We start from the raw sequence: 20,966 nt of genomic DNA, 5'->3' as shown, positions 1-20,966 counted from the left end.
GATATGACAGCACCACTGGTTACAACATTATACGGAAAACTGCTGGGAGCCGAGGAGGAGGGGGTCAAGGTATGGCGCGGGATTCCTTTTGCTGCACCTCCAGTCGGGAAGCTGCGGTTTCGCGCGCCTCAGCCGCCTCAGCCGTGGGTTAACATCAGGGAGGCCCTTTCATTCAGTCCGGTAAGTCACCAGCCTGTGAGCACCAGCAGTACACGGTTTGGCGGAACGTCCCCAGTCTATTCGGAAGACTGTCTATATCTGAATGTATGGTCTCCTGCGGAAGCCGGGGAGAGCTTGCCGGTGATGGTCTGGATTCATGGGGGAACCTTTGTGACCGGAGCCGGCAGTCAGCCGATGTTCGACGGTACGCGGATGGCCCGCAACGGCAAGGTTGTTCTGGTTACAATAAATTACCGGCTGGGGCCGTTCGGATTTGTACATATGTCCCCATTCGGCAGTGATTTTGCTTCAAATGCGGGTCTGCTGGACCAGATTGCGGCCCTGAAGTGGGTACAGGGCAACATAAGCGCTTTCGGTGGCGATCCACAGCGTGTTACCGTCTTTGGAGAATCAGCGGGCAGCATGAGCATTGCTGCGCTGCTGGCAATGCCCGCCGCGCAGGGGCTGTTCGCAGGGGCTATTATGGAGAGCGGGGCCGGGCAGACGCTGCAGCCGGAGCAGGGCCAAGAGATTGCAGCGGCTCTGCTGGCTGAGCTGGGGCTTACGCCAGGAAGTGATTTGGAGGTATTGGATAACCTTCCGGCGGAGCAGATCCTGGAAGCGGCGGCGCGGATGACTTACAAGCTGTCCGGTGAAGCGCTCAGCATGTTTTTCCAGCCGGTTATCGAGCCTATGACGGTGCCTGCTGATCCTGCTGAAGCTATAGCGGGTGGGTCGGCACAAGGAATTCCGCTGCTGATCGGTACCAATCTGCACGAGGGAAATCTGTTTTTCCGGGAAGAACGTCCGGGGGAGAGCTTCGAGCAATCGCTCAAAGCACTGGAAATGCTTATGGGGATTGACGATCTGGCGGAGCTTGCCGTCGATTATCCGAAGTCCTGGGAAGGGCAGGCGGAGCTCCTGACCGACCTCTTTTTCTGGGGCAGTTCAATTGCCTTTGCGGAGACCCAGTCTGCGGCGGCGCCTGTGTGGATGTACCGGTTTGACTGGACGGTTCAAGGCCATCCGCTGCTGGAGAAGGCTGTTCATGGTGCCGAAATTCTGTATGTGTTCGGCAACCTGCATCTGCTCAAGCAATATGGCTTGACTGTGACTCCAGATATGCATAAGTTGTCCGACACGATGCAGAAGACCTGGACGGCATTCGCACACCAGGGGGATCCATCGATTCCTGGCCTGGAATGGCCACCGTATAGAGCGGACTCGCGGGCCACTGTTATTTTTGACGGGGAAACGCAGGTGGTGCTGGACCCGGATGCAGAGAAACGGCGGCGGTTATTTTCTGCACAGGCTAATTGGCCGAAGGTGTTCTCCGGGAAGACCGGCGAATAGATGAATACTACCACTAATCATTTAACATACAATGAATCCGAAATATATTGGAAGCAATATCAGAAATTTTTTCCTGAAGAATTGCGAATAGATGAAAATAACCTACCGTCTGAAGAGTGGTGGGATTGGAACGATTGTCATATCCATCTGGATCGTATGTACGCTCCGGATTCAAAAATTAAAGTTATTTTAATTCATGGTGCAGGCGGGAATGGCAGATTATTGGCACCCTATGCACGGATGCTACAAAAGCATGGATATGATGTTGTATCTCCTGACCTCCCTCCTTTTGGGCTAAGCAACACTGAGTCGTTACAATCCATGGATTACCTACATTGGATTGAAATACTTACGGAGTTGATCGAACAGGAAATCAAACGGGATGGTAAAACGATAGTGTTATTAGGAGCCAGCATTGGAGGCATGCTGGCTTATCATGTGGCTTCAAAGAGCAATCAAGTTGGAGGGTTAGTTGTAACAACCTTTGTGGACACAAGTAACCCGAACGTTCGTGACCAAATTGCCCCGAATAAGGCGATTAGTCGTTTGGGTAAATTCGCAATGGATGCTTTTCCTTTGGTCTTGGATTCGTTACGAATTTCTGTTACAAAAGTATCAAGAATGGAATTAATTACAAATGATCCCGAATTGACCCAACTGATTATGAAAGATCCTCGAGCGGCCGGGACAAAAGTTACTCTGCGGTTTCTAAGAAGCTTTTTAAATATGAAATCCATGATTGAACCCGAAAATTTTGATGTTTGTCCATTATTACTTATTCATCCTGAATTAGATCCAATGACGCCATTTATCGTAAGTGAACCTTTTTATAAACGGTTAAAGGGTAAAAAAGAATGTGTGATTTTAGAAGGAGCCGGGCATTTTCCGATAGAACAACCAGGTTTAGAGCAGATGGAAACGGCGGTGCTTTCTTTTTTATCTGACATAGAGAAAGCACTTTGAACAATAACATCTTGTTGTTATTTTAATGAGGTATAACCTGTCTTCTCCACCAGTTCCTGTCCTTCTGCTGATTGTATCCAGTCCAGAAACGGCTTCACATTGGGATTCACACTGCCTGCGGTTACGGCATAGAACTCTGTAGTCATTGGATACTTTCCACTCCTGATTCCCTCTTTATCAGGCTTCACACCATCGATGGCAAGCAGTTTGATGCGGTCATTCTTGTTCATTTCGGACGCATAGAACAAAAAGCTAAAGCCAAGCGCATTTTTGAAGTTGCGGTAATCTGAGGTTTGACTGATGATGCCGCTCATCAAATCCATCACATCTTCCTGAGGTGGAGTCATCAGTGTGCGGTTATCCATGATTTTCTCAAGCATTGTCTGGCTGCCGCTGCCCTGATCCCGCTGAAAGGCACGGATCCGGTCATTTTTGCCGCCCACCTCTTTCCAGTTCTTCAGTTTGCCGGCATAGATGTCCTTGATTTGCTCGGTACTCAGGGAAGACACCGGATTGCGCTTGTTGACAAAAAAGACAAACGCTTCGCGTCCGATCGGCGTAAGCTTCAGTTCCTTGCCCGCCCGTTTGGCCTCCTTCTGCTGGGCGAGAGAAGGGGCAGCGGCAAAAATTATGTCAGTGTCCCCGGCAATCAGCCGTTTGTAGGCAAAGGCGGTGGAAGAGCACAGAATAATGTCATCATCATTAATTTCATATGGATCATAATTGTCTTCCGGGTATACCGCCTGCACAAAAGCGGAATAGAGCGGATATAGAGCCGTTGCTCCGTCCAGATGCGGAAGCTGGTCACTGATGTGGTAGGTTGCGGCCTTACCCAGAACTGCGGCCTTGCTGTTGACACCGAACGGTTTATACTGACTGAGATTCACCTCGTGGTCATCTACCACAGCGAAGCTGTTCACGTAAGCTTTGTTCAGCTCATAACCGGCTGTGGCCAGCAGGCAAAGTCCGGCGAAGACGGCAAGAGACAGGTTCCGGACCCGGCTGGAAAGCAAATCAAAAATAGCCATCACGGAATAAAGAGCCAGGCCGCAGGCAACCACCACCACAAGCGGTGCGTAAAAGGCCAGCCCAAGAGCTAATGCAGCAAAGAAATAGCCGATAAATCCGGCAAATGCCAGGGCAATCAGGACAAGAACAGAATAGAGCAGATTCAGAGCAACAGGTCTTTTCATAACGGCCTCTCTTTCCCGAAGAAAAATTTGGATAAAATGCACACATTTATAGTATATATGATTCACATCCTCATTTCTTCCAAATAATGAGATGATTCCAGAGCTTCAGAAATGATGTGTCTAATGAAAAAAATGTGAATATTTTCATAAAGGGCTAGACGAAACGAGCAAACGGGGTTATCCTGTAATTGTGAAAAATATAACGGAATACAAGATTCTCGGGGTAAGGTGAAATTCCTGACCGGCGGTGTTGTTCAAAGCGAACGAAGCCCGCGACTTCTTTTCTCAGTTATTGAGGAAAGAACTGATCTGGTGACAATCCAGAGCCGACGGTAAAGTCCGGATGAGAGAGGATCATAAGACAAAGATAGCAGGTGCTGCAATGGGTACTGTTCGTTAAGGACGGTATAGCCGTTTCTACTTGTGTTTTTGCCCTAAACAACCCCCGAAGAACGTCCTTTTCAGACGTTTTTGGGGGTTTTGGTCTCTTATCGAGGGTTTGTATCGACAAGGAGAATGTATGATGAGTCAAGTTACCGCTTCATCTTCAGGAGTCCGCACAGCGCCGCTGCGCAGCGGATTCTGGCTGGTTGTTCTGGGTGCTGCACTATGGGGCGTCGATCCGCTGTTCCGCATTATTCTGCTTAAATCACTGACTTCTTCACAGATTGTGCTGCTGGAGCATGTCGTGCTTTTTTTGGCCGCAGCCCCTGTGCTGTGGCGCCACCGCGCTGAGCTTAAGTCGGTCCGTCTACGCCAGGCTGTTGCGCTGCTTATTGTATCTTGGGGCGGCTCAGCCGTGGCTACGATACTCTTCACCAAGGCCTTGTCCACAGGCGATCTGAATGCGGTCCTTCTGCTGCAAAAGTTACAGCCGCTGTTCGCCATTGGCCTGGCTGCCATTATTCTGAAGGAGCGCCTGCCCAAAAATTTCGGGCCGCTGATCTTCGTTGCTCTGGCCGGAACGTATCTGCTGACCTTCGGCTGGACCATTCCTTTCGGCCATGTGAACAACTTCGTCGGGGTGAGCAGTCTGATGGCGCTGGGAGCCGCCGCCTTATGGGGCGGATCTACGGTGATGGGAAGATATCTGCTGGGCTCGATGAAATACGAAACGGTCACTTCATTGCGCTTCATTCTGGCGCTGCCGTTACTGTTCGTCATTACGAGTATGGAAGGAGCCCCTTGGCAGATCCATGGCGGCTTGGGTGCATCGTCAGCGATTGCAATTAATCTTCTTCTGCAGGCGCTGCTGCCGGGACTACTCAGTATGCTGCTCTATTACAAAGGCCTAAACACCACCAAAGCCTCCTTTGCTACGCTTGCTGAGCTCAGTTTTCCAATGACAGGTATCCTGATTAACTGGATTGTCTACCACCAGATCGTCACGCTGCCGCAAATCGCCGGCTTTGCGCTCATCTGGACGGCCTTGTTCTTCATCTCGAATCAGCAGAGCCGGCAGGTGGTACCGGCAAATCTTGAATTATCCACTACTAAGCGCACCGCCTGAGGGGAGTGACCCCAGGGCCCTGATGTACAACAAGAGGCCTCCCAGCCACACAGCCGGGAGGCCTCTTATTTATGGAATAAACAAGGTAGAAGCTCTGTTAAGAACAGTAGACAGTTTGCTGGCGGTTGGCAATCAGTAGTCCAAATTAGGAGTAAGTACAATGGAGCTATAGCCCAACTGCTTCAGTTGTTCACGGGTCAAATACATTCTGCCTCCGGTAATGAAGCTGTTCGAGGGTGTAAGCACTAGACTTGCACTGCTGCCAGTCAGCTCATACCGGTAATCCGCTGCTTTATAGGATGACTTTTGCGGCTGCAGCCGGAGATCCCAGCCAAGAGCAGCGGCCAGAGGCTTAACGGGTAGCCAGGTTACCCCCTCTTTGGCAAATGCCGCAGGAATTCCGACACTTGTACCATCCACATTAACGAAGTACTCATTCTCCTGTAATACCGGTACCTGGATAACAGGCAATTCATTCACTGCTAATTCCTGCGGAAGCTTCGACACCAGCGGGGGAGTGGTATACGGGAACAAAGCCTTCATTTCGCTATTGCCGTCCAGCAGTCTTGATGTGCCGGTCTTCAGGTCATAGATCCATGGCAGGCGCTGGGGCTCGTTCTTGACGTATAGCAGTATGCCTTTTGCCTGGTTCCAGTTATATAGTGAGCCTTTCAGCAATTCTTTCCGCTCACCAGTGGCTGGATCATAGGTTCTGATCACATTCTGCTTCGCCGTCTCAAGATAGCCATTCTCCAGCAGGGTATGTCCATTCAGCCAGAAGGCGTCAAACCTTCTTTCGGTGGAATTGTAGATCGAGACAGCACGGGTTTGCATGTTTTTCAGGTAATAGTCCCGAATCTTGGCAACGTAACCGCTATAGGGCTTAACCCCCGGGACGAAGAGATAACGGGAGCGTTCAAGGTATCCCCACTTGCCGTCAGGAGAAACCGTGTAGGGGGTTTTGCGGATAATGGTTTCTTTTTTCACATCATATACATAGCTTTGCTCCGGATCATCATAACCCGACAACCTTAGCAGCCCGCTGCCATCCTGAACAAAGGAATGGAAAGGCTCCTGCCATTTGGCATAGCTCCCATCCGCCTGTCTGGCAATAACTGCAGCATCGAAATGATCGCCATTTAACTGGCTGACAGAGTACAGCTCGATTCCCTTCACTTCATCCTGATAAGTCTCATATACTTGGACCTTGTCGGCAGCGTGAGCTGTAGGCGGAAGTGTTAGAGCTATCAGTACAGAAGCCGTCATTCCCAGGCGAATTGTTGTTTTTAGAGCTCGATTCATTGCGGTCACCCTCCCCTTTTGTTAATAACTGTTAATATAGACTGCATTCAATGCCGGAAAGTTTCGCTAAGGTTCCGAACATGCGTGTATTCCAGTGATTCCCTTTGCGTCCCTGAAGAAACTTTGTACAATAAGAGCTATCGACTCAGGTGCGGGATGTGAAACAGATGTACAGATATAACTTGTTCAGCAAAATCGTAGGGATTATGGTCATTATGCTCATCCCGATCACGCTTCTATATTTCTTCTCCAACAAAACGACCACCGATGTGCTGCGCAGTGAGCTGAACACCTCGAATAATACCCAGCTCCGCTTTTTTCAGAATCAGGTGGAGTCCCAGATGGAGCTGCTGTCCTCCTGGCCGATCCTGCTTATTCACGATCCGGATATTTTGACGCTGAAGGATATGGCACCGGAACAAGAAAACTTGAATCTAAAGGCGATTCAGCTTGTTAAGCGCATACAGACCAAAATCAGCATTCAGGAAAGCTCCTCCAATTGGAACAGTAAGCTGTCGCTTTATTCCCCTTCAGTCCGCCGGATGGTAACGGAGAATGATGCGCTGCCGTATAGTGACGATGAGCTCAGGAATGAGGTCAAAACCGGCTGGCAGGTGAATACCATCAAGGATCAGGGCGAAGAGCGCTTCCTGTTCTCCTGGTTTTCCTACACACCCTCTATGCCGCAGTTCTCTCCCGGAAGGGCAGAGACCATTATGAAAGTGGAGTTCGACAGCCGGAATATTGAGGATATGCTGGATCAATTCAAGAGCGATGGCCGAAGAGACCCGTTCTATTATAAACAGGGTACAGGGCTGATATATAACCGCAGTGCCGACCGGGTTCTGGCGGATCAGCTGGTGAAGCAGCTGGGACCGGAAGAGCTGACGGGTAGCGGGAACCGGACACTGGAAATAGGACAGAAGTCTTATAGTGTTAATATTGTCTATTCCTCCAAGATGGGATGGACCCTTATCGACTATATGCCACTGTCTGAAATTCTGCAGCCCATCCATACCTCCAACCGGCTGTTTTATTTCTCAGTCAGCGCTTTGCTGCTAATGAGCTGTCTTACCGCCTATTTATTGTACGTACAGGTGCAGGTGCCCGTCAGACAGCTGGTAGGCGGATTTCAGAAGCTCAAACAGGGAGATTATTCGGTCCGGATGGGGATCAAGGGCAGAAACGAGTTCAGCTTCCTCTCGATCCGGTTCAACAGCATGGTGGAGCAGATACAGGAACTGATTGAAAAGGTGCTGATGGAAAAGATCCATGTGCGGGAGGCCCGGCTGAAGCAGCTGCAGTCACAGATTAATCCCCATTTTTTCTACAATTGCTTCTCTTTCATTACAAGCATGGCGAAGCTGGACAATATGAAAGCGGTAGTGGGGATGTCCCATCATTTGTCCCGTTATTACAGATACACCACCCGGCAGGAGCGGGAGATGGTCCCGCTGCCCGAAGAGGTGGAGTTCGTGACACATTATCTGGAGATTCAGAACATGAGAATGAGCCGCCTGAAATACACCATCCATATTCCACCGCAAATGCGCAGAGTGGAGATTCCTCCGCTTATGCTTCAGCCCTTGGTGGAGAATGCAGTGCTGCATGGCATAGAGCCGGCGGCACGGGCAGGGCAGGTACGGATTACAGGTGTGTGCCAGGGCAGGACAATGATGTTGACGGTTGAGGATGATGGATTAGGCATGACCCCGCTAGAGATCGCTTTACTAGAGGAAAAGCTGGGCCGGGCGATGGATGAAGAGATGGGCTGCGGGCTCTGGAATGTCCATCAGCGGATGCGTCTGCGCTTTGGTGAACAGGCGGGCATTGCCTTCGCACCATCACCGCTGGGGGGTCTGCAGGCCACGCTGTACTGGCTGCTGCCCGCAGATCCTTCCGAGAAGGCACTTAAGGAGGGACAAGAATGATTGAACTGCTGCTGGTGGATGATGAAACGTATGTAACCGAAAGTCTGGCCCGAACCATCCCCTGGGAGGTACTTGGGGTGCGGGAGATATACCAGGCCGCATCTGCAACGGAAGCGCTGGAGATTCTGGAGCGGCAATCGATTGATATTATCGTTACAGATATTTCTATGCCCGGGATGGACGGGCTGCAGCTGATAGAGGCGGCAACCGCCCGCTGGCCGAATCTCCGCTGTATTCTCCTTACGGGGTATTCCGACTTTGGCTATGCCAAGAAAGCGATCCAGCTTCAAGCTATCGACTATATCCTTAAGCCTGTAAGCGATGAGGAATTCATGCTGAGTGTCTCTACTGCCATAGAGTCTTTGAAGGATGAATGGGAAGCCCATGATAAGTATCATCAGCTGATGTATACCCGGAAAGGGGATTTCAGCGTGCTCCGCGGCAAGCTGATGCACGATCTGCTGCTTGGGAAACAAATGTCTGAACGGGCGCTTGTCCAGAAGCTGGGGGCCTATGAAATCGGTTTTGAGCCCGGAGCTGAGGCCGTACTGCTGCTCATCCAGCTTGGAAGGCATTACTTGACGATGGACCCTGCTTCCATCTCTCTCATGGAATATGCTATCGGCAACATTGCCGAGGAGCTCTTTCACAGCCATTTCCGTGTGTGGTTCTGCAAAGCCCCTCATGATTGCCTGGTGCTGCTCGTGGAACCGAACGATGAAACTGGGCGCGAGCTTTTAATGACAGATAATCACGAAGCCAAACGTCATGAATGGTTACAAGAGTCAATTACGCGTTTTCAGGGAGCCGTCAGCAACTATCTGAAGGGGGAGATCTCGCTGACCGTTACGGACTGGTTTGTCTTCCCGGACGGAATGACGGCCGCATACCGCAGCGGACTCGGGTCCATGGTATTGGCTTCGCCTGTGGATTCCGGTTCAGTAGTGTTTCTCAAGGATCGGCATGCACCGGAGCCGCTGGCTTTCAAACCGCTGGACAGCCTGTACCGGCCGCCCACCCTGATTCATCTGCTGGAATCGAAGCAGTGGGAAGCTGTCCGCAGCAAGCTTGAGGATGTGTTCCGCGACATGGAGCATACCTCATTTTCCAGAGAACATCTGTATGAGGTATTCCTGTCTATTACTAGCGCATTTATGTACATTGCCCACAAAAGCGGCCAGTTCATGCATCAGATTGACGAGCTTGTCCTGGACCCGCTGCTGGCTCAGGATCTTAGCTCATCCAGCGGGAGGCTTCGGGGATGGGCGTTTGAACGGCTGGACAGACTTCAGGCAGAACTCTCGGAGAGTGATCAATACACGAAAAGCCATATCATCAAACAGGTGCATGCGCTGGTCGGAAGTCCGTCAGGCTATGAATTGTCCGTGAAGACAATAGCTGACCAAGTCTATCTCCATCCGGTATATCTGTCCAAAATCTATAAAGCCGAGACGGGAGAAGCACTCGGGGATTATATCATCCGCATGCGGATGGAACGTGCCCTGTACTTGCTGAAGCATACGAACAAGAAAGTCTATGAGATTACGACGGAGCTGGGCTACCAGAACCCGCAGTATTTCAGCAAAATGTTCAAAAAGCACTACGGGATGACCCCAAATGAATTTCGAGAAGGATAGAGAAGAACGGGTTAATCAAGAGAGGGGGATAATGATGGGTGCGGACAGAAAAAACAGGTTGCTGGTACTGTTCCTGAGTGGCATGCTGGCAGTCAGTCTCGCAGGCTGTAAGGACAAGGATGCCGGGGTTATCCCGCCGAATCCCAATTCAGACGTTATCTCCCCTGCGGTGGTTGCGAACGACAATGCCTACAAGGACAAGTATGACCCTGAAGTTACGGTCACTACTGTATGGGGAGTTGACCCGCAGCTGAAATTCAAGAACGGGGAATCCATCGAGCAAAATGTAGCCACACGCTGGGCCAAGGAGATGTTCGGCATTAAGATCCAGACACTCTGGTCCATTACCGACACCAATGGTGCATTCGGGACCAAGCTGCGCCTTGCATTGTCATCAGGCCAGGAAATGCCTGATGTTGTGACCATCGGTACAGCAGATACCGCGATTGCACAGGATCTGATTGATTCCGGGCTGTATGCTGAGGTAGGAGAGCTCTTCGATACCTATGCCTCGTCGACCTGGAAGAAAGCGATGGCCCAGGACCCCGACGTGTGGAATCCTTACAGCCGCGGAGGCCGGAAAATGGGTCTGCCTGTTCTCGATTATGCATATAATCATGATTATATTTTGTGGTACCGCCAGGATTGGCTGGATAAACTGCATCTGCAGGTACCCGCTACCATGGAAGAGCTTGAGAAGGTCATGGAGGCCTTCAAAACACATAATCCGGACGGCTTGGCCCCCGATCAGGTTACTCCGCTAAGCATCGGCTTCAAATCGACGATGAGTACATGGATGGGCGACCCTTCCTGGATCTTCGGCGCGTATGGCGCTCTTCCGGATCAATGGAACACCGGCCGGGGCGGTAAGCTGGAGTACGGCTCTGTGAACCCGGCGATCGCGAAGGGGCTTGCGAAGCTGAGAGAATGGCACAGCAAGGGCTACATTCCTCACGAGGCGGCGCTCTGGGATGAGAACAAGACTGCGGAACCTGCTGTTGCCGGCACAGCGGGAATTATCCCCGGCCCTTACTGGATGAGCGGCTGGCCATTGAAGGATACACTGCAGCATGTGCCGGGTGCAGTTTGGACACCAGGCGTCATTCCCGCCGGACCGGATGGAACCGTCATGCGCCATGGCACACCTTTCTCCAACGGGGTTACATTGATCAGCAAAGCCATGAAGCACCCGGAAGCCTTTTTTACCTATGAGAATTATCTGTTCGACAACTTTGCAGCTCCTGAGCCGGGGAGCGGGCTGGAGAATGGGCTGTTTGCAGGTTATGACTATGAGCTGAGCGCCAGCGGCAAGATGCTGCCCAGTGACAAAATTTCCGGCGGCTACGTGAACAGCATCCGTTATCTGCTGGTCCGCGACGGAGCCCGTGTCCCTTACGCCCAGCTCCAGGCGATGCTCAATCTTGCGGATGGCAAGGAGCCGTCTACCCGGCTGGAGAAGGATATCGCGGTCAATTACGGCAAAAGCACTCCGGCAGCGGCCAAATTGCTTTTACAGCAGAAGGATAAATCCCATAAAGACATGTTCACCGGACCCGCAACGGAAACCATGAAATCGAGGCAAGACTATCTGAGCAATCTGGAGAATGAAGCGTTTAGTGCAATCATATACGGAGACCAGCCTCTGGCAGCTTTTGATGATTTTGTGGCTTCATGGAAAGCGGGCGGCGGCGAACAGATCACCCGTGAAGTGAATGAATGGTACGACACTGTAGAGTCTGAAGATAATGAAGCGGGCACTGTACACTGAAGCTATGCAAGGGGCTGTTACGTATCCTCGCTTTTTTCCCAATAAATCTATGACGGCTGTACTGTCCTGTGAGGATAGGGCAGTCTTTTTTTTATTTATCGATATGTTTCACGCTATAAATTCTCTATTTCTTTCTCGCTGAAAAGGATGCCATCCTTATAGGGGCGGCGCAGCCGTTTCCACTTGTACAGGAAGGATGAAGCAGGGGAGTGAGTGATTGTGTTCCCCTGCTTACGATGAAGTCTAACCATAGTTTTGTGCAGACCAAGAGTAAAAATAAGCCTTTTCTCCCATACTACCGTTATTCTTGCTCATTGCCGCTTCACATCAGATCCTTCAGGAGGTGTCCGCGCATGACTGCCCATCCGGCTCCTGCAATTTACATACAGCTCAAAAACCGGGTGACGGTACCCAAAGGCAAAGGTGTTCTGCTGCGGGATGTGGCTTATTTGATAACCGAACCGGAGTGGAGAGAGCCGCTGTATTCGCTCCTGCTGCTGGACCCAGCGCAAAGTGACGGTAATCTGATCCTGATTGACCTGCTGACGGTCATTCCAAAGATTCATGACCTTCTGCCGGGAGCAGATATCCAGCCGATAGGCGAGGGGAGGACCTTAGTACAGATTGAGGGGCCAGTGGAATCGCGTAAACCCTCCATTGCCTTGTTTGTCCTGGTCTGGCTGCTGCTGTTCTTCGGCTCGGCGCTTACGATTATGAATTTCCATGCCGATGTCAGCATGCTGGAGGTGCAGGTCAGGATTGTTGAGATGCTGACAGGCCGCAGGGATGAACATCCGTATGTGTTTCAGGTTGCCTATTCGCTGGGCATCGGGTTTGGCATGGTGATTTTTTTCAATCATCTCTTTAAGAAAAAGTGGAACGAGGAACCCACCCCGCTTGAAGTGGAGATGTTCCTCTATCAGAAAAATATCGACCATTATGTAGTTAACGAAGAGTACAGCAAACTAAAACGCCGTGGAGATGAAGCCTCCGGGCACTCGGAGGAATGAACATGACCGCACAGCTTACGCTGGCTCTGAATCTGCTGCTTGGCATTGCCGGAGGTATTGCTGTAGGCGGCGGGGTAATCGCTCTTTTCATCGTGCTGGATATGGTACCCCGGCTGGCTCAGCTGACCTCCTCCTACGATAAAGTGCATTGGTATGAAGGAGCTATGGTGGGAGGGGCGCTGCTTGGCACCATGTCTGATTTCTGGAATTGGCGGATTGCCGCCGGCCCATTGGCGGAGCTTGCGGTAGGTCTGTTTGACGGGGTATTTGTCGGTATGCTGGCTGCAGCCCTGACCGAGGTGCTGAATGTGCTGCCTATACTGGCCAAACGTCTGCATATGACTCATCTGCTCTTCGGGCTGCTCATGGCAATGGTCTGCGGCAAGGTTGCAGGCTCTTTGTTCGATTGGTTTGTGTACCAACAGTAAAAGGGGGTTATGGCGTGGTAAGGTATGTTCACAGCGGATATTACATGGATGAGCCGCATGACAAGGAACAGGAGTCTGGAAAGGACCGCGAGGATGCCAGGGGGCAATCCGGGGAGGCTTCAAGTACAGATGATCAATCTGCTGCTTCTGCCGGAACCGAGCCAGGGGCGGATAGAGAAGACGGGAGTGAAGCAGAGGCAGGGACAACCAAGATGGAAGCATCGGAAGAGCTGGGTACCGCTGATGGAAACTCCCCACAAACGGATGCGGGTGATGCAGCCCGGACTGGTGATACAAAGGGTTCAGCAACAAAAGACAAGGCCGACGCAGATGCTTCATCTCCCGGGGTCTGCCAGACTCAGGATACTGGAGCTGCGGAAGAACCTGATACAGAAGAGACAGGGAACGGCGGAAAGGGATTTCTGGCCTCATTGTTTGGAGACAACGAGGAGACCGGGGATACGGATGCGACCCAAGCGGAATCCGGAGCTTCTGGAACTTCTAGAACTGCGGAAGCTACTGCAGATACAGTAGGGAAAAGTGATTCGGGAGGTGAAGCGGACACCGGGACACGTGCCGGCGGTGATACAAAGGCAGACGAAGAGACAGGTAGACAGGGCACTGAAATCTCTGGTGAGCTTGGAACAGGGGATCAGTCGGCTGACAGTCCACCCGTTATTGCTGGAAAGACAGATGATGAAGCCAGCCGTCCCAAGGGCAGCAATGTGGACAGCGATGTGGACATTGGAGTGGACGCCGGGGCGAGCGGATATAGCGACCATGATCTCGAGTCATCGGATGGGGCAGGCACACCGGATCAAGAAGGAACGGCAAAAAGCGAGGAACCTTCCACAACCGATGATTCCGCACAAGGCAGCACCACTGCCGATAAAAGCTCAGCCGGAGACGGCGCACAGGATGCTGAGGCATCGGAGGAATTGGGATCAGCGGAACCGGAGAGCAGCAAAAAGGGCTTTTTTGCCCGATTGTTCGGGGACGACGAGGAGTCAGAGGACGACGAACCAGAGACGGGATCGGATGATGAATCCGCCTCCAAGCAGTCCGGGGAAGGATCAGCAGGGAAAGTCCAGGCGAGCCAATCCGATCCAAAAGGAAAAACTGCAAAGAAGAATAATGAGGATAAGGCGAAGGACAAGAAGAACGGGGATCCCCTGCAGGAGAAACGCGATGCGGAGCTGTCCGATTCTCTCGAGCAGTCTATCACTTACTGGCAGGGTGATGATACAATCCCGCTTAGGCTGGAGGATACCAAAAAAACACTGACCGAAGTGATGGGTCTGGGTTCATCCTTTGATGTGGTGTTCCGGGAGATGACCTTTGGCGGGCGCAAGGCGGCACTGCTGTGCATCAGCGGATTCGCCAAAGATACAATCATCGATGAAATCCTGAAGCGCTTGACGTATCTTACCCCTGAGAATATTTCCGCGGATGTCCTGGCCAGCTTTATGACGGAATACATTCCTCATGTGCAGGTGGAGAAAGGGGAATTATTAAGCGAGAGCATCAACAAGGTCCTTTCAGGAATGAGTGTTTTTTTTCTTGAAGGTGAGAATAAAGTTATCATCATGGACACCCGTTCCTATCCTTCGCGCAATCCCGATGAACCCTCTATTGAACGGGTGGTACGCGGATCCAGGGACGGATTCACAGAGACACTCCTGAGCAATGTCGCTCTGGTCAGAAGACGGGTTCGCGATCCAGGTCTGAAGTATGAGATACACCAGGTGGGACGCCGCACACGTACGGATGTCTGTGTGGCTTATATTGATGATATTGTTGATAAAACCCAGGTAAAGGCTGTTACCGACAAAATTAAAAGTGTGAATATTGATGGTATCCCGCTTGCTGACAAACAGCTGGAGGAAGCTATCGTGGACGGGGGATGGAATCCCTACCCGATGGTCCGCTATTCAGAGCGTCCGGACGTTGTCGCATCCCATCTGCTGGAAGGCAGGGTGGTGGTTTTTGTCGATACTTCACCAAGCGTGATGGTTCTGCCGACAACCTTTTTTGATCTGTGTCAGCACGCTGAGGAGAACCGGCAGACCCCATTTATGGGGACATATCTGCGCTGGGTGCGCTTTATTGGGATTTTCGCCTCAATGTTCCTGCTGCCGCTCTGGATGCTGCTCGTAATTCACCCTGAGCTGAAACCGGCAATGCTTGATTTCATCGGACCGCAGAAAACGGCCAAAATCCCGCTCCTTGCCCAGTTTCTTCTCGTCGAGCTTGGGGTCGATCTGCTACGTATGGCCGCTGTGCACACCCCGACTCCACTCGGCTCAGCGATGGGCCTCATTGCTGCCATCCTGGTGGGTGACATTGCCGTTCATACTGGCCTCTTCGTCAATGAGGTGGTGCTGTATATGGCTGTCGCATCGATTGGTATGTTTGCCACACCGAGTTATGAACTGGGGCTGGCCAACCGGATTGTCAGGCTTGCGCTGCTGCTCGCCGTGGCCGCGTTCCAGGTGCCGGGCTTTATGATCGGCTCTACGCTGCTGGTGATTCTGCTGACTACGCACCGTTCCTACAATTCTTCGTATATGTGGCCATTTATACCGTTTAATGCAAAGGCTATGGGCGCGATTCTTCTGCGTCAGCCTGTACTCAGCGCCAAAACAAGGCCTTCCTTCAACAAAACCAGAGACAATACACGGATGGCGCCTGTTCAGAAGAAAAAGGACGAGTCGTAGTAAAATACAAATCAACTGCAAATTAGTCCATTCAATGGTGTTCCCTTTGTCTGTTATACTGAATACACTAAATAGACAGGGTGGAACAAGACTTTCCACAGAAATTGGAGGACTGCACAAATGTTTTTACACGGGACGAGCCGAATTAATGATGCCAATCATCTGGAGATCGGCGGATGTGATGTGACAGAATTGAAGGCGGAGTATGGTACCCCGCTATATATAGTGGACGAGCAATTGGTCCGGCGCCGGTGCCGCGAATACATGGAGGCTTTTACCGCATCCGGGCTCGGATTTCAGGTTGCTTATGCCAGCAAAGCCTTCTCGGTTATGGCGATGTGCCGCTTGGCCGACGAAGAAGGACTATCTCTGGATGTTGTATCGGATGGGGAGTTGTATACTGCGCTTCAGGCCGGATTTCCGGCAGAACGTATCCATTTCCACGGTAACAACAAAACGCCGGATGAAATGGAGATGGCGATTGATGCCGGAATTGGCTGCTTCGTGGTCGACAATCTCGTGGAGCTAAGCATGCTACAGGCCATTGCCCAGCGCAAGGAAGTCACTGTTAATATCCTATTGCGGGTGACCCCGGGTGTGGAGGCTCATGCCCATCACGCGTATGCTTCCACCGGCCAGACTGATTCCAAATTTGGTTTCGATATTGGCAATGGCTCTGCTCAGGAAGCGGTAAGACTGGCTTCGGAGAAAAACAATCTTCACCTGCTGGGTGTTCACTCCCATATCGGTTCGCAGATTTTTGAAACGGAAGGTTTCGAGCTTGCGGTAGAGCGGATTGCTGAATTTACACGGAAGGTAAAGGAAGAACTTGGTGTATCGTTCCCGGTAGTCAATCTGGGCGGCGGCTTCGGGATTCGTTATGTGGAAGGTGATACACCGCTGAAGGTGTCTGAATATGTCGCAGCGATCACGGGTGCGGTGAAGACGCATTTTGCCGGAATTGGCGAGTCGCTGCCACAAATCTGGGTAGAACCCGGCCGCAGTATTGTGGGCGATGCCGGAACTACGCTCTACACTGTTGGCACGAACAAAGAGATTCCAGGTGTGCGTAAATATGTTGCCGTTGACGGGGGAATGACTGATAATCCGCGTCCGGCACTCTATGAATCCAAATATGAGGCGCTGCTGGCCAACCGTGCGGCTGAACCTAACGAAGAAACAGTATCCATTGCCGGCAAATGCTGCGAAAGTGGTGATATGCTGATCTGGGATGTGGAATTGCCGAAGGTCGAGAGCGGGGACCTGCTCGCCGTAGCCTGCACCGGTGCCTATAACTACTCGATGGCCAGCAACTATAACCGGATTCGCCGTCCGGCAGTAGTATTCGTGCAGAACGGGCAAAGTGATCTTGTGGTGCGGCGCGAGTCTCATCAGGACATTATTGCCAATGATGTGATCCCGGCTCGCATTGCGAAGCAGACGGTGATGAAGTAAGTTATTACTTCGGAGAATGTGTAGCAGCAATACAGCAGGCGGATTTCTCTTCCGTCTGCTTTGCTTTGTGCGTGATTTCATAGTAAACTAATAAAAGTGTTCACATCTGTAATTTCGAAAGGGGTATTTACATATGGCAAAGCAAGCGAAAATTACTCTTGAAAATGGCGGCGTCGTGCTGATCGATCTGTTTGAAAATGATGCACCTAACACGGTTGCCAACTTTGAAAAGCTGGCAAAAGACGGCTTCTACAACGGTCTGGTCTTCCACCGTGTGATCCCTGGCTTCGTAGCTCAAGGCGGTTGCCCAAATGGTACAGGCTCCGGCGGTCCAGGTTACACCATCAACTGTGAGATCAACCCGAACAAGCATGAACGCGGTTCACTGGCTATGGCGCATGCCGGCAAAAACACTGGCGGAAGCCAATTCTACATTGCCTATGCTCCACAACCACACCTTGACGGCGTACACACTGTATTCGGTAAAGTTGTAGAAGGTATGGACAAGGTGGATGCGTTCCAAGGACGCGACAAAATGACTTCGGTGGAAATTATCGAAGCTTAATTTATTAATCGTTGTACAAGTTCCCAAAAGTAGATCCCTCAAAAAGGGGTCTGCTTTTTTTTGCTGTGCATACGAGCTTGTCACACGATGTCCCGAGGGCATACACATCCTTGACGGATACTGGCTAAACTAGAGCTCCCCTTGTCAGAAATACTATGCATACGTCGACAATCTTAATATATCATGATATATTATTATGTATAATCACGAAAAATCAGAGTCAGGAGATTGTGAAGGTCATGAACGAACCGACTTCTTCCAAGCCGATGTATGAGAAAATATTTGATGAAGTGAAGGAAAGCATATTGACTCAAGCCTATAGGCTTGGTGAACGTGTTCCTTCCGAAAAAGAGCTTGCCGAAACCTATAATGTAAGCCGGATCACCAGTAAAAAAGCACTGGAGCTGCTGGCAGCAGAGCATTTGATCGTCCGCAAGCCGGGCAGGGGGTCTTTTGTGGCTGATCCTGCTGAACCTCAGGAATTCCCGGTAGGATCAGGCAGCCGGGGCACTGCAATTAACACGGAGGAGAAAACCATAGGGCTGATCATAACGGACTTCGGCAACAGTTACGGGACCGGGCTGATCTACGGTATGGAACAGGCCTCGCGTGATAACGACTGTTTTCTGGTCTTGCGGAGAACCTTCGGAATTCCCGAGAATGAGGAGCAATCCATCCAGAAGCTGCTCAACCTGGGCGTGGATGGACTTATTATTTTCCCGGCACAGGGCGAATATTTCAATGCTGAGATTCTCAAGCTGGTCATTGGGCAATTCCCGCTGGTACTGGTAGACCGTCATTTGAAGGGGGTTGCCGCGGCATCAATCAGCTCGGATAATCTTCAGGCTGCGCTGGAAGCCACCGAATATTTGTTCGATCTGGGGCATACGCATATCTCGTTTCTATCCCCTCCGCCGGTGGATACAACGGCCGTCGAAGACCGGATCGAAGGCTTCATTCAGGCTCACGCCCAGCGGGGGATTATGGTGGACAAAGAGCTGTGGGTCAGCGACCTAACTTCGACACTTCCTAAGTTTTTTAACCCGGATAATATTGAAAGGGATATAGCGCGCCTGATCTCTCATCTGGAGAGTCATCCTTCGATTACCGCCCTGTTTGCCATAGAGTACAATATTGCCCTGCTCGCCAAAACAGCAGTGGAACGCCTGGGGCTGCGAATACCTGAGGACATTTCGATTATTTGCTTCGACAGTCCGCCGACACATCTCGGAGGCGGCTATTCCTTCACTCATATGCGCCAGAATGAGGAGGAGATGGGGCGGATCGCTGTAGAGAATGTGCTGAGTCTAATGAACGGGCATTCTGTACCCCATAAAGTAATGCTGGAAGCGAAGCTGATCCCCGGCAGCTCAACCGGATCTGCGGTCCGGAACAAACGGCATTAGCCAGAAGACCCATTCTACCGGATGGGTTTTTTTGTGGTTTAGTTATGCTTGATGATTCGGATTCTGTCACTGTTATTGATATATCATTTCATTTAAAATACTGATTGACATATTAATTTCATACCAATATACCATTTAATGTAAGCGCTTAATAAAAACATAAAAATAGGGAGGTTATCCTGCTGAATACCTCAAAAGAAATACCTCATTCCATACAGCGGCTGTCCGCGCGGGTCAGAGAGACCTGTATCAGTCCTTCGCCGATCCGCAGGATCTGGAATGGGCAGAGAATATTTTCCATTGGCAAAAGCACCATCTCGTCAACCCGGAGACTGGTTTTGTCTGGGATGGTATGAACCGTGCGGGTGACGGCTCAACCGATAAGGATTGGAAATACACCTACAATCAAGGGGTATATATCGGTGCGGCCATCGAGCTATACCGGATTAAGGGGCAGGCCGCTTACCTTGAAGACGCCCGGCAGACCTTCAGTGCTGCTGTTAAGGAGCTGGCTGATCCGCAGTCCGGTATTTTGCCGGATGAAGGGAATGGGGACGGAGGGCTGTTCAAGGGAATTCTGGTCCGCTATGCTGCGGAATGGGTGAAGGCTGATCCGGAAGTAAGTGAAGCTGTGTCTTTTCTGCACAGAAATGCAGAACGCCTTTGGGAGAGCGGGAAGGGGGCGGATGGCGCCTTGTTTGGTACAGACTGGAGCCGCCCGCCTGCCGGTATTGTCCAGCTCAGCTCCCAGCTTAGCGGCATCAAGCTGCTGGAACGGATGGCTGAGCTAAGCAGGATAACTGGCAGCTAAGTAATACCAGCATTGTTAGTCCGATTGGTATACCCATCATCCTGATATATGAGGTGATCTGATGGACATTTCCGCTGAAGCGGTAACAAAGGCGGATTGGCCGGCGCGTGCGGACGAGGCCCAGCGGAGCCTGAAGAAGCATTTTTACAATGAAAAAACCGGAATTATGAATCAGTGGTTTCCGCGAGAGTACTACCGGCCGGATGACAACTTCTATTATTGGTGGCATGCTCATGTGCTCGATGTTCTTATAGATGCTTATGAGCGTACTCATGACCCTGAATTAGCCTTGCAAATCCGGGAGTATAGCCGCAGTCTTCGTACTTATAATGGCGGGACCTTTCTCCACAATTATTATGATGATATGGCCTGGACCGCGCTTGCGTTGCTGCGGGCGTTCCAGGCTACCGGTGAAGAGGAGTACAAAACGGCTGTATTGGAACTATGGACGGATATTCAAACCGCATGGAACGATCACTTCGGTGGAGGAATGGCCTGGAAGAAGGATCAGCTGGAGACCTTCCGTTATTCCGGCGGAGCGGGTAACGCAGGGCGTTATCTGTATGTAAACGGGGCAGGGGTTGTCAATAATGTGGTGTTCAACAGAACAGGGAGCTGGGATTCCTATAACACTGTTACTATACCGAATGTCACCCTGAACAGCGGCAGCAACACAATTTCATTAATCTATGATACCGGTAAGGGAAGTACGAACTATCTGAATCTCGATCATCTGAAAGTATCCCACTGATATTGAA

At 51.1% G+C, this 20,966-nt stretch carries 16 protein-coding genes and 1 riboswitch; of the genes, 14 read left to right on the top strand and 2 right to left on the bottom strand.

Annotation, left to right across the window (positions count from 1 at the left end):
- Nucleotides 1–3: 3 nt before the first annotated feature.
- Nucleotides 4–1,512, top strand: a complete 1,509-nt coding sequence (locus A3849_RS24735) for a carboxylesterase/lipase family protein (RefSeq protein WP_074113774.1) — start codon at nucleotides 4–6, stop codon at nucleotides 1,510–1,512.
- Nucleotides 1,513–2,475 (top strand): alpha/beta hydrolase, encoded by a 963-nt coding sequence (locus A3849_RS24730; protein WP_074113773.1) that lies wholly within the window; start codon nucleotides 1,513–1,515, stop codon nucleotides 2,473–2,475.
- A gap of 17 nt (nucleotides 2,476–2,492) precedes the next feature.
- Here the strand turns inward: A3849_RS24730 and A3849_RS24725 are convergent, their stop codons facing one another.
- Nucleotides 2,493–3,668 (bottom strand): PstS family phosphate ABC transporter substrate-binding protein, encoded by a 1,176-nt coding sequence (locus A3849_RS24725; protein ID WP_074113772.1) that lies wholly within the window; start codon nucleotides 3,666–3,668, stop codon nucleotides 2,493–2,495.
- A 210-nt stretch (nucleotides 3,669–3,878) separates the two neighbouring features.
- A riboswitch (FMN riboswitch) is annotated at nucleotides 3,879–4,027 on the top strand.
- Between the two features lie 164 nt (nucleotides 4,028–4,191).
- Here A3849_RS24725 and A3849_RS24720 point away from each other — a divergent pair.
- The gene (locus A3849_RS24720; RefSeq protein WP_074113771.1) at nucleotides 4,192–5,178 is read left to right on the top strand and encodes a DMT family transporter; all 987 of its coding nucleotides are present in this window, start codon (nucleotides 4,192–4,194) and stop codon (nucleotides 5,176–5,178) included.
- 132 nt (nucleotides 5,179–5,310) lie between these two features.
- On the opposite strand, the gene A3849_RS24715 is transcribed toward A3849_RS24720, so the two are convergent.
- Entirely contained in the window at nucleotides 5,311–6,480 is a 1,170-nt protein-coding gene (locus A3849_RS24715) for a hypothetical protein (protein ID WP_074113770.1), read from the bottom strand.
- A 167-nt stretch (nucleotides 6,481–6,647) separates the two neighbouring features.
- On the opposite strand from A3849_RS24715, the gene A3849_RS24710 reads away from it, so the two are divergent.
- The 11 genes from A3849_RS24710 (at nucleotide 6,648) to A3849_RS24660 (ending at nucleotide 20,959) form a co-directional block, all read left to right on the top strand.
- Nucleotides 6,648–8,411 (top strand): sensor histidine kinase, encoded by a 1,764-nt coding sequence (locus tag A3849_RS24710; protein ID WP_074113769.1) that lies wholly within the window; start codon nucleotides 6,648–6,650, stop codon nucleotides 8,409–8,411.
- Nucleotides 8,408–10,048 (top strand): response regulator, encoded by a 1,641-nt coding sequence (locus A3849_RS24705; RefSeq protein WP_074113768.1) that lies wholly within the window; start codon nucleotides 8,408–8,410, stop codon nucleotides 10,046–10,048. Before A3849_RS24710 ends, A3849_RS24705 begins: the two co-directional genes overlap by 4 nt.
- Nucleotides 10,049–10,082: 34 nt before the next feature.
- On the top strand, nucleotides 10,083–11,816 hold the full coding sequence (locus A3849_RS24700; protein WP_074113767.1) for a type 2 periplasmic-binding domain-containing protein: 1,734 nt from the start codon (nucleotides 10,083–10,085) through the stop codon (nucleotides 11,814–11,816).
- A 353-nt stretch (nucleotides 11,817–12,169) separates the two neighbouring features.
- The gene (locus A3849_RS24695) at nucleotides 12,170–12,826 is read left to right on the top strand and encodes a stage V sporulation protein AA (RefSeq protein ID WP_074113766.1); all 657 of its coding nucleotides are present in this window, start codon (nucleotides 12,170–12,172) and stop codon (nucleotides 12,824–12,826) included.
- A 2-nt stretch (nucleotides 12,827–12,828) separates the two neighbouring features.
- Nucleotides 12,829–13,254, top strand: coding sequence for a stage V sporulation protein AB (locus A3849_RS24690; protein WP_074113765.1), 426 nt, complete (start codon nucleotides 12,829–12,831; stop codon nucleotides 13,252–13,254).
- A 986-nt stretch (nucleotides 13,255–14,240) separates the two neighbouring features.
- Nucleotides 14,241–15,971 (top strand): spore germination protein, encoded by a 1,731-nt coding sequence (locus A3849_RS33695; protein WP_074113889.1) that lies wholly within the window; start codon nucleotides 14,241–14,243, stop codon nucleotides 15,969–15,971.
- Between the two features lie 120 nt (nucleotides 15,972–16,091).
- Nucleotides 16,092–17,426 carry a diaminopimelate decarboxylase gene (gene lysA / locus A3849_RS24680; protein ID WP_074107529.1) on the top strand — a complete coding sequence of 445 codons (1,335 nt, stop codon included), beginning with the start codon at nucleotides 16,092–16,094 and terminating at the stop codon, nucleotides 17,424–17,426.
- A gap of 133 nt (nucleotides 17,427–17,559) precedes the next feature.
- Nucleotides 17,560–17,991: a peptidylprolyl isomerase gene (locus A3849_RS24675; RefSeq protein ID WP_074087558.1), complete on the top strand. Its 432-nt coding sequence runs from the start codon at nucleotides 17,560–17,562 to the stop codon at nucleotides 17,989–17,991.
- A 239-nt stretch (nucleotides 17,992–18,230) separates the two neighbouring features.
- A complete protein-coding gene (locus A3849_RS24670; RefSeq protein WP_074113764.1) occupies nucleotides 18,231–19,397 on the top strand; it encodes a GntR family transcriptional regulator in 1,167 nt (388 codons plus the stop codon).
- Between the two features lie 244 nt (nucleotides 19,398–19,641).
- Nucleotides 19,642–20,208 (top strand): glycoside hydrolase family 76 protein, encoded by a 567-nt coding sequence (locus A3849_RS24665; protein WP_083613650.1) that lies wholly within the window; start codon nucleotides 19,642–19,644, stop codon nucleotides 20,206–20,208.
- Between the two features lie 61 nt (nucleotides 20,209–20,269).
- Nucleotides 20,270–20,959, top strand: a complete 690-nt coding sequence (locus tag A3849_RS24660; RefSeq protein ID WP_074113762.1) for a glycoside hydrolase family 76 protein — start codon at nucleotides 20,270–20,272, stop codon at nucleotides 20,957–20,959.
- The last annotated feature ends 7 nt before the right edge of the window (nucleotides 20,960–20,966 follow it).

This window comes from Paenibacillus sp. P46E (assembly GCF_001909095.1).
GTDB lineage: Bacteria > Bacillota > Bacilli > Paenibacillales > Paenibacillaceae > Paenibacillus_AQ > Paenibacillus_AQ helianthi.
This window is presented reverse-complemented; position numbering and strand designations above follow the sequence as displayed.

Coding starts and splice junctions, on each gene's coding strand:
- A3849_RS24660 (WP_074113762.1), top strand. CDS start 20,270: ATGGACATTTCCGCTGAAGCGGTAACAAAGGCGGATTGGCCGGCGCGT.
- lysA (WP_074107529.1), top strand. CDS start 16,092: ATGTTTTTACACGGGACGAGCCGAATTAATGATGCCAATCATCTGGAG.
- A3849_RS24670 (WP_074113764.1), top strand. CDS start 18,231: ATGAACGAACCGACTTCTTCCAAGCCGATGTATGAGAAAATATTTGAT.
- A3849_RS24720 (WP_074113771.1), top strand. CDS start 4,192: ATGAGTCAAGTTACCGCTTCATCTTCAGGAGTCCGCACAGCGCCGCTG.
- A3849_RS24705 (WP_074113768.1), top strand. CDS start 8,408: ATGATTGAACTGCTGCTGGTGGATGATGAAACGTATGTAACCGAAAGT.
- A3849_RS24710 (WP_074113769.1), top strand. CDS start 6,648: ATGTACAGATATAACTTGTTCAGCAAAATCGTAGGGATTATGGTCATT.
- A3849_RS24695 (WP_074113766.1), top strand. CDS start 12,170: ATGACTGCCCATCCGGCTCCTGCAATTTACATACAGCTCAAAAACCGG.
- A3849_RS24715 (WP_074113770.1), bottom strand. CDS start 6,480: ATGAATCGAGCTCTAAAAACAACAATTCGCCTGGGAATGACGGCTTCT.
- A3849_RS24735 (WP_074113774.1), top strand. CDS start 4: ATGACAGCACCACTGGTTACAACATTATACGGAAAACTGCTGGGAGCC.
- A3849_RS24730 (WP_074113773.1), top strand. CDS start 1,513: ATGAATACTACCACTAATCATTTAACATACAATGAATCCGAAATATAT.
- A3849_RS24690 (WP_074113765.1), top strand. CDS start 12,829: ATGACCGCACAGCTTACGCTGGCTCTGAATCTGCTGCTTGGCATTGCC.
- A3849_RS24675 (WP_074087558.1), top strand. CDS start 17,560: ATGGCAAAGCAAGCGAAAATTACTCTTGAAAATGGCGGCGTCGTGCTG.
- A3849_RS24725 (WP_074113772.1), bottom strand. CDS start 3,668: ATGAAAAGACCTGTTGCTCTGAATCTGCTCTATTCTGTTCTTGTCCTG.
- A3849_RS24700 (WP_074113767.1), top strand. CDS start 10,083: ATGGGTGCGGACAGAAAAAACAGGTTGCTGGTACTGTTCCTGAGTGGC.